The organism is Vibrio sp. 1F253 (assembly GCF_041439295.1).
Taxonomy (GTDB): Bacteria; Pseudomonadota; Gammaproteobacteria; order Enterobacterales; family Vibrionaceae; genus Vibrio; species Vibrio tasmaniensis_A.
This window is the reverse complement of sequence record NZ_JBGONU010000091.1, coordinates 1-6233: the sequence shown is the minus strand read 5'-3', so window position 1 is coordinate 6233 and position 6233 is coordinate 1. Positions and strand designations below refer to the sequence as shown.

Genomic DNA, 6233 nt, shown 5'->3' with positions numbered 1-6233 from the left:
GGGTTCGAGTCCCGTCCACTCCGCCACTTATTAGAAAAGCCCTGCTAGAAATAGCGGGGCTTTTTTACATCTCAAGAAAAGTGTTTTGCTTCTAGGTTGTATGATACCAACCCGGGAAATTAACTGATCAGGTTTATCCAATCTCTTCTGCTCATTTTGGTGACGCGATCTTTGCACTCAAGACATCCATTCCAAGCACGACAAACCTTGGAAACAATGTCGTTATAATCAGTGAAACTTTGATTCGCTAGATAATGTTGTCGCAACCAACTCCAAACTTGCTCTATAGGGTCGAGCTCTGGTGAGTAGGGAGGAAGCCTAATAGTAGTGACGTTATTAAATTCTCTCGTAATATCATCGGTATGCCTGCCAGCTCCATCCATAATAAGGATTGCATGACGTCCTTTTTCACTGGCCTTAGATATCTGCTCTAAGTGGTTTGTCTTTATGCCCTTGTGACCCAAGGAGCTACTATGGCTTCACCAATTCTTGTTTTTGGGCATGCCGAACCAAACAAATAGCCGTATTCAAATTGCTGTTGTTTTGCCACACGAGGCCCGGTTCCACGAATCCCCAAAGACGTGTAGTTGTGTTCTGTTGACCAAACCTAGCTTCCTCTTGAAACCAGGCATCAACACTCTACAGCCCAATATTGTCGGGATCGTTTCTATTTTGATTTTTTCGGTGTTTGGATCGAGAGGTTCTCCAAGATAAGGCCATGTGCTCGAGGAGATAATAGATAGAGTTCGGGTGGTAGTACTTATCAACGATTTTCACGATTTAGTCATTTATATCGTAGATACAAAAACGCCTAGCGTTTGCTAGGCGTTGATAAATAGTATTTCTAATACATCGACTAAAGTATTTGTTTAAGCACTCTATCGGCTTTCACACGAGTGATCTTACGAATCAACTTCTGAACTTCCATCGGGTAGCTCTCTACCTTATCTAACTGCTTATAAGTACAGATAAGCTGAGTGTGTTGAAGGATATTATCCACTTCAGCCTGAAACTTGTCTGTTAGGTGATGGTAGTTATCTTGGATAAAGATGCCGTTCTCTAGATCCAACTTCCATGCGCGAGGGTTTAGGTTATTACCTGTTAGTAGCATGTAGCGCTTATCTACCCAAATACCCTTTAGGTGGAAGCTGTTGGAATCGTGTTGCCAAAGTCGAATTGATAGATTACGGCTAGCAATATGAGCCTCATTCGCTTTAGCAAAACGACGCAGGTTCAATTCGTAAAGGTATGGAAGACCACCAATCGTTTTAAACTCTTCTTCTGGCGAGATAAAGAAATCATTCGCTGTCTTATCGCCAACAACAATGCTGACCTTTACGCCACGCTTAAGCGCTTTCTTCACTTCTTTAGCTAGGCTAGGTGGGAAGTTGAAGTAAGGTGTGCAGATAAAGATTTCATCTTTAGCTTGAGCTACGAGTTGATTGATTCCCTGATTCAGACGGTTACGTCTTTTACCGATACCAACTAATGGTGTTACAGCAACTTGGTCTGCTGAAACCTCTTGACCATCGAATTGATACTGAGACCTTGCTAATGATGCACGAAACTGACGAATCGTTGGTTTCAGTTCTTTGGTCGAAGGCTTGTTCTTATCAGCCAGGTCATAAACAGCGCTGTCCGCAACCATCTGTTCGTGTACGTAGGTAAACATTGAATCAGCAAGCGCTGCGTTGTTTAAAACATGGTAACGATCAAAGCGATAGCGGTCATGGTAATTCAGGTAGATATTGTTAAGGCTTGCACCGCTGTATATCACGCTGTCATCGACGATAAAGCCCTTTAAATGCAATACGCCAAAGACTTCTTTGCCGCGAACTGGAATGCCATAGACGGGTACAGAGTGCTGATATTTTTCTGCAAACTCTTTATACATTGCAGCATTGCCTTCAGAAGACTCTGCACCAATCAATCCGCGCTGTGCTCGGTGCCAATCGACACAAACGCTCACGTCTAATTCTGGATTCTTTTGTTTTGCTTCATATAAGGCAGTTAGGATTTCACGGCCAGCCTCATCATCTTCAAGATACAAAGCGACTAAACTAATACGAGTCGTTGCGCGAGATATCTCATCAAGTAGACGAGTTCGAAACTCTTGCGCTGATAGTAGTACTTCAAACTTGTCAGGATTCTGCGCTATGGTTGGCAACTGTATGAATGGATTCCTACTGGCAATCATATTGACTGTTTTACCTTAAAAATATGCAAAATTGCGAACCTTTAATTTTACCAAAGGGATAGCATCAAATACTAGATAATCGAGGCATTCTCTAACAATTTTGCTGATAATGCATAGGAATGAGATCTTTTCCGCTATTCGAGTAGCGCTCGTATAAAACTCTTAAACCATTTGGCAGATCTTTAGGCTCTACTTGTACGAATTTGTGTCGCGCGTAAAAATTGGTGAGATGAGCGTACGCAAAGCAGTAATCGTCTTCCGTAAGTGTATGTTGCGCACAATAGTCCATAAGCTGGGAGCCTAATTGCTTACCGCGATGTTGTTTTGATATCGCCATTCCAGTAAGTAAGCGATTATTCTCTATTGTACGAAAGCGCACGACACCGCAAAGCTCGTTATCCAGTAATAACGAATAGATCAGTTCACTTTTATTGGCTTTTCCCGTTGGGTAATGTTCTTTATAGAAACGTTTAACTAAGGGAACCTTTACTGGGTCTAATTGGGTAATGATGACATTGTTCATTCAGTCACTGCGCCATTGGTTTATCTGCTGTAGAATGACTGCAGTGTAAGTTAATTGAATATCGCCATGCAATTCCATCTCAATGCTAGTTTAAAAAATGTTCATACTTTTTCGATAGATCAGACGTGTGATACGTTGGTTGAAGTCACCACTATCGAAGAATTAATTTCCGTTTACAGAGACCCTAAATGGTCAGCTTTACCTAAGTTAATACTGGGTAAAGGCAGTAATATGCTTTTTACTGAGCACTTCGCTGGTCTGGTCATAGTGAATAAATTATCCGGGATTGAGTTGACCGAGACGGACAGTCATCACCTACTGCATGTTAGTGGGGGGGAAGATTGGCCAAACTTAGTTGAATGGAGTGTGGATAAAGGGCTCGGTGGTCTAGAAAACCTAGCAATGATACCTGGCTGTTCAGGTTCGGCTCCGATTCAAAATATTGGTGCGTATGGTGTTGAGCTACAAGACGTATGCGAGTATGTCGATATCCTGTGTCTGGATACTTATACAGTTAAGCGATTGAGCAAAGAAGAGTGTCTCTTTGGTTACCGAGATTCTATTTTCAAGCACGCTCTCTACGATAAAGCGATTGTTGTTGCGATTGGTTTAACGTTGCCGAAAGAGTGGGAGCCATGCAATCACTATGGCCCGTTAAAAAGCCTAGCAGCCGATACGCTCTCTCCTCGTACTATATTTGATGAAGTATGCATTATCCGTTCAAGTAAGTTGCCAGACCCTAGAGTCCAAGGTAATGCGGGCAGCTTCTTCAAAAACCCTGTGATCACCAAAGATCATTTTGATCGCCTGTTCGCTCTATACCCAAACATTGTAGGCTATGAGAGCAATGACATGATCAAAGTCGCTGCAGGCTGGTTGATTGATCAATGCCAGTTCAAAGGCGTGACAGAAGGCGGCGCTCAAGTTCACCCAAACCAAGCATTAGTTATCATCAATTATGATAAGGCTTCTGCTGTGGATATCCTTAAGCTTGCAGAGCGAGTACGTCAGTCTGTCTTGAATAAATTCGATATTCGACTGGAACATGAAGTACGTTTTATGGGACGAGACTGCGAGACAAACCTAGACAAGGCTTTGGAGTCATTGGCATGAGAGAACACAGTACCAAGCTTGCACTATTGAGATGTCTTGCTGACGGTGAGTTTCATTCAGGTGAAGATCTAGGTGAAATGATTGGTGTATCACGAGCGGCTATCAGTAAGCACATTAAAGGCATTCAAGGGTGGGGTTTAGATATCTACCGAGTACAAGGCAAGGGCTATAAGTTAGCTAGCCGTTTAGATATGCTTAACGAAGACAAATTGTCTGTTGTTAGTCGAGATGCTTCTCTTGAACTGATTCCAATCATAGGTTCTACAAACCAACACCTATTAGAGCGTACTAACACCCTCGAATCGGGTTCTGTCTGTATTGCTGAATATCAAGCTGCGGGACGTGGACGTCGTGGACGAGAGTGGGTATCGCCATTCGGTGCAAACCTCTATCTTTCAATGTATTGGAGACTCGACGCAGGGATGGCTGCCGCGATGGGCTTGAGCCTAGTGGTTGGTGTAGCTGTTGTTGAAGCTTTGGAAGAGATGGGCGTAGAAGGTATAAAGCTCAAATGGCCGAACGACCTTTACCACAATGACAAGAAGCTTGCTGGTATCTTGGTAGAGCTGTCAGGACAGTCTGGTGGCGCTGCTCATATTGTGATTGGTTTAGGGCTAAACTTATCCATGGATCCAACAACATCAGGTATTGGTCAACCGTGGACTTCTCTTAAAGAAGTGTGTGATGGGAAGGTGCCCGATCGCAATCAGTTAGCGCAGGCTCTGATCAATGCCTGGGATAAGTCTCTTGTTGATTATGAGTTGAAAGGGATGTCGAATTTTGTAGAGCGTTGGAATCGCTTTGATAATTTCTTAGGTCGCAATGTTAGGTTGATCATTGGACCTAGAGAAATTGAAGGTGTTGTTCAAGGCATCGATGAACAAGGTGCTGTATTACTCAAAACTGAGAATGGTATCGAGAGCTATATCGGCGGAGAGATATCGCTAAGAAAAGGCGATTAAGGTGTTACTATTTTCTTAGTAATACTTCTTCAACCATATGATCTGCGCCTTTACGTAGAATCAAGTGAGCCCTTTCTCGTGTAGGAAGGATATTTTGTTCTAGGTTCAAGCCATTAATTGAACTCCAGATACCTTCCGCTTTATCCAGTGCCGCTTGGTTCGATAATTTTGTGTAATGACTAAAGTAAGAGCCAGGTTTGGTAAACGCGCCATCGCGGAATTTCATAAAGCGATTGACGTACCACTCTTTGATTTGTTGGCTATCAGCGTCAACATAGAGAGAGAAATCAAGGAAGTCTGAAATAAACACGCGATGTGGCTCGTGTGGATCGTTCATGCCTGTTTGCAAGACATTAAGTCCTTCAATAATAAGCACATCTGGTAGGTCGACACACTTAACGTCATCAGTAATGTTGTACGTAAGATGTGAGTACACGGGAGCCGTGACATTTCTCTTGCATGCTTTTACATCCGAAACAAAGTTCACTAAACGCTTAATATCGTAAGACTCCGGAAAGCCCTTTTTACTCATCAATCCTTTTTCTTCTAACACCTCATTTGGGTATAAGAAGCCATCGGTTGTGACTAGCTCAACTTTTGGGTGGTTCTCCCAGCGAGAAAGTAGGGCTTTAAGCAGTCGTGCAGTTGTACTTTTGCCCACAGCGACACTTCCAGCAATACCGATGATAAAAGGTGGTGCTTTCTCGTTTTTATCCAGGAATTGATGGAGTACTGAGTTTCTATTCTGTCTGGCTGCCACATAGAGATTTAATAGGCGAGAGAGCGGCAGGTAGATCTCAACGGCTTCCTCCATTGTGAGCTTTTCATTGATGCCTTGAAGCTCTTTTAAGTCGCTCTCAGAAAGTGTCATCGGAACTAAATTCCTTAGCTCAGACCAACGTTCGCGGTCAAATGACATAAATGGGCTCATATAAACTCTATAGTGGATAACAAAACAAGTGCATGGAAAATACATCAAGCGATAGATAAATAAAATATCTTCCTGTACTAGATGTGGGTTAAAGGCAGAAACCTTGAGCTAAATAGCCGTATCTAGGAATTTCATAGGAGAATTTTTCACTTTTTTTCAATTTACTATTGCAAGGTGGAAAATCATTCAATAAAATGCGCCCCACTTGTGCCGACTTAGCTCAGTAGGTAGAGCAACTGACTTGTAATCAGTAGGTCACCAGTTCGATTCCGGTAGTCGGCACCACTTTCTCCCTTTCTTTAAGGTAAGCGAGAGAAAGCTCAAAATTTGGAGAGGTTCCCGAGTGGCCAAAGGGAGCAGACTGTAAATCTGTTGGCACTGCCTTCGATGGTTCGAATCCGTCCCTCTCCACCATATTCTAAAGGTTAAATAGCTCAAACAGAGTTACGTGTTGCGTGCATCGTATAATGGCTATTACCTCAGCCTTCCAAGCTGATGATGCGGGTT

6 protein-coding genes and 2 tRNA genes are annotated in these 6233 nt (G+C 42.9%); 4 read left to right on the top strand and 4 right to left on the bottom strand.

The window, feature by feature from the left end:
- Nucleotides 1–119: 119 nt before the first annotated feature.
- The 3 genes from ACED28_RS22430 to ACED28_RS22420 all read right to left on the bottom strand — a co-directional run bounded on the left by ACED28_RS22430 (nt 120) and on the right by ACED28_RS22420 (nt 2720).
- Entirely contained in the window at nt 120–464 is a 345-nt protein-coding gene (locus ACED28_RS22430; RefSeq protein WP_371710786.1) for a transposase, read from the bottom strand.
- 392 nt (nt 465–856) lie between these two features.
- A complete protein-coding gene (gene pssA / locus ACED28_RS22425) occupies nt 857–2197 on the bottom strand; it encodes a CDP-diacylglycerol--serine O-phosphatidyltransferase (protein WP_371710785.1) in 1341 nt (446 codons plus the stop codon).
- Nucleotides 2198–2288: 91 nt separating this feature from the next.
- On the bottom strand, nt 2289–2720 hold the full coding sequence (locus tag ACED28_RS22420) for a GNAT family N-acetyltransferase (RefSeq protein ID WP_012605012.1): 432 nt from the start codon (nt 2718–2720) through the stop codon (nt 2289–2291).
- A 66-nt stretch (nt 2721–2786) separates the two neighbouring features.
- Between ACED28_RS22420 and murB the strand changes: the two genes are divergently transcribed.
- A complete protein-coding gene (gene murB, locus ACED28_RS22415; RefSeq protein WP_041472937.1) occupies nt 2787–3833 on the top strand; it encodes a UDP-N-acetylmuramate dehydrogenase in 1047 nt (348 codons plus the stop codon).
- Complete coding sequence (gene birA / locus ACED28_RS22410) at nt 3830–4795, top strand: bifunctional biotin--[acetyl-CoA-carboxylase] ligase/biotin operon repressor BirA (RefSeq protein ID WP_065679893.1); 966 nt, start codon at nt 3830–3832, stop codon at nt 4793–4795. The genes murB and birA overlap by 4 nt, the downstream gene beginning before the upstream one ends.
- A gap of 7 nt (nt 4796–4802) precedes the next feature.
- On the opposite strand, the gene coaA is transcribed toward birA, so the two are convergent.
- Nucleotides 4803–5726: a type I pantothenate kinase gene (gene coaA / locus ACED28_RS22405; protein WP_009844725.1), complete on the bottom strand. Its 924-nt coding sequence runs from the start codon at nt 5724–5726 to the stop codon at nt 4803–4805.
- Nucleotides 5727–5935: 209 nt separating this feature from the next.
- Here coaA and ACED28_RS22400 point away from each other — a divergent pair.
- A tRNA-Thr gene (locus ACED28_RS22400) sits at nt 5936–6011 on the top strand.
- Between the two features lie 44 nt (nt 6012–6055).
- A tRNA-Tyr gene (locus ACED28_RS22395) sits at nt 6056–6140 on the top strand.
- Nucleotides 6141–6233: the final 93 nt, after the last annotated feature.